Genomic DNA, 2,459 nt, shown 5'->3' with positions numbered 1-2,459 from the left:
CCTGCTCCACTTTGTCTTCGTTATCCGCTCCGTGTGTTTGTCTGAGTCTGCCTCCAATAGAAAAGAGAGCGTCCTTCCGCATTCGCTTGTAGTCAGACGGTTCGAGTGGCTCCGAATCAAATATCTCGGGGTGTTTCTCATGGAGGTTCCACAACAAGTCCTTCGTATCACTCTTCAATTGCTTCCGTTCGTCAGTTGCCAAATCGATATACCCGAGGTCGTCAGTCCAAAGGTCGTCGTCAGGCACATAGCCGTGTTACTGAAGCCATAATATAATGAATAAACTTGTAGACACCTATGGAAAGGTATCTACCTACCTATTGCCAAGCGTTATCAAGAGTGGACTGACTGAGGTCTGATAAACGGTCTTCCATAACACTCTCGAAGTCTTGGTTAATCTCGTATCCAACACACCGCCGTCCAAGGTCGAGAGCAGAGTACGCCGTCGTCCCGCTACCGAGGAACGGGTCAAGAACAGTATCTCCTTCATCGGTAGAGACTCGCACTATCCGATTTATCAGAGACATCGGATACGGTGCCTTGTGGAGTACTTGGTTCCCAACTGAACCTCGTTTGACAGGGAACCTCCACAGATTGCCTAACGGTTTTCCTTCTTCTATTGCAGGGTCTTCGACGCCATTCTCATCCGAACCTAACTCGTTGAATTTGTGTTCTTCTGACTTCGAGAGGTACACCACATATTCTTTTTTATTCACCGTGTTTCGAGCCGTCATCCCAGCGATAGCGGTTGGCTTGTGCCAGACGACCATATCCTGAAGTGTGAATCCGATTTCCTCAGCTCGCTGTGCGATATGATATGGAAGAAGTCTCAAATCACCTCTGTCCATCACGGTGTCAACGACAACCCACATCGTCCCCGACTCATCCAAGGCATCATAGCACTCCGACCAGACGGCATCCAGTCGGTCTAAATAATGCTCATACGACTCGTCGGAAACCCCGATTTGGTCATCGTGCCTGTAATCCTTCAAGTCCCAATATGGTGGCGATGTAATAACAGATTGAGGGGATACCTGAAGACTGCTCATATCTTCGCTTGTTTCCCAAAATACTGTGAGGTCGTCTCTATCTAAAACGCTCATCAGAAATTCACCTCCAGCACTTCGTGATTCCGACCTTCTTCATCGATTATTGATTCGGTTGAGCCATTCGCTCCGACAGTAAACACAGTCTCACCTTCATTTGAGCCTGCTCGGATACAACGGCGGAACGCTTCATATCGGTCGAATGGAAGTGACTCATCGACCTCCTCGTTCGGTGTCTCGTCTCTCACTTCAGTTATCCACACATTCCCTGGGTCTTTGCCTTCTGGGTTGTACCTCCGAACTTCTGTGTCGTGGTACGCACTCGAACCTGTTTCCCGCTCACCACCCCACTCGTTCCCTTTATAAACATGCTCTACACGAATGGCGTCCTTGTTGAATTTATACTCTCTCTTATCTTTGACAAGGAAGAGAATCTCCTCGTATACTGGTCGGAGGTTTCCGCCACTCCCCCCTTCTGTATGAATCGAGATGATGTTCTTCAACACCAACGGAGACTCAGCTCGGATAGATTCTGCTAATGACATCCCCACTGGCCAGCACCCATCAGTAGAGTACTGATTGGGAGCGAATACCCAGAGCGTTTCATCCTCAGACATCTCCTCGTATATCTCCTCACAAAATTCAGAAATACCCGTCTCAATCTCTGTACGGCTATGTCCCTCTTGAATAGCCGAATAAACATCAACGATATACATCCAGTTACCTCTCCCTCTTGTCTTGAGGAGTCTTAATCATGCGTGCTTCACCTGTTGATACATAGGTGATTACCTATACATAGGTGTTTGGGGATATAGAGCTTAAAGCCTACCTAAATAAACAGCCAGACAATGGGACTGACTCTAACGGAGGCAAAGAAGAACATCCTCCGAGAACTGAATGGCAATCCATCCCACGGATACATTTTAGCGAAAGCTCTCAAAGTCCGAGGAAGTACCATCTACGAACATCTGGAGCAGCTCGAAGACCACGGATACATAGAGAGCGAAGAAGATGGGCGACGACGAATATACGAACTCACTAAAAAGGGAGAGATGATAATTGAAGCCGAAGAGCTGTGATATAGCCGCACGCAGGCAACAATATACTGCCGCCTGCCCGCACACCACAACCCCCACCACACCCAGTAATACAGCCACCTTAAGCCCAACTATGTGTCATGTCGAGAGATAAACACCCTCGCCGTGTCAACAATGATTCAGTCTGAGAGCGGTTCAACCGCTGTCTCCTTCTCAACCCGAAAGTAGGCGAGAAGTTAAGTTCAGCCTTCAACAATCCAACCTATGAGCGAATACGCACTCACGGTTGGAGTTGATAGAGATGAATATGGGGGTGGTATCTCGTATGAAGACAGGGACGAACTATTAGATGAACTGTCTGAATTAGTCGAAGAAG

General features: G+C 47.9%; 3 protein-coding genes and 1 pseudogene. 1 reads left to right on the top strand and 3 read right to left on the bottom strand.

Annotated features, from left to right (window positions below):
- The 3 genes and pseudogenes from C446_RS19625 to C446_RS17925 all read right to left on the bottom strand — a co-directional run.
- Positions 1 to 247 (bottom strand): annotated as a pseudogene (locus C446_RS19625) (hypothetical protein); the annotation flags it as partial.
- Positions 248 to 317: 70 nt separating this feature from the next.
- The gene (locus tag C446_RS07285) at positions 318 to 1,103 is read right to left on the bottom strand and encodes a DNA-methyltransferase (RefSeq protein ID WP_006672440.1); all 786 of its coding nucleotides are present in this window, start codon (positions 1,101 to 1,103) and stop codon (positions 318 to 320) included.
- Positions 1,103 to 1,762 carry a DNA methyltransferase gene (locus C446_RS17925; RefSeq protein ID WP_006672439.1) on the bottom strand — a complete coding sequence of 220 codons (660 nt, stop codon included), beginning with the start codon at positions 1,760 to 1,762 and terminating at the stop codon, positions 1,103 to 1,105. The genes C446_RS07285 and C446_RS17925 overlap by 1 nt, the downstream gene beginning before the upstream one ends.
- 132 nt (positions 1,763 to 1,894) lie before the next feature.
- Between C446_RS17925 and C446_RS17920 the strand changes: the two genes are divergently transcribed.
- Entirely contained in the window at positions 1,895 to 2,125 is a 231-nt protein-coding gene (locus C446_RS17920) for a winged helix-turn-helix domain-containing protein (protein ID WP_006672438.1), read from the top strand.
- The last annotated feature ends 334 nt before the right edge of the window (positions 2,126 to 2,459 follow it).

This window comes from Halobiforma nitratireducens JCM 10879 (assembly GCF_000337895.1).
In the GTDB taxonomy this organism is placed as follows: Archaea; Halobacteriota; Halobacteria; order Halobacteriales; family Natrialbaceae; genus Natronobacterium; species Natronobacterium nitratireducens.
Note: the sequence above shows the minus strand (reverse complement) of the source record. Positions and strands in the feature narration are given on the sequence as shown.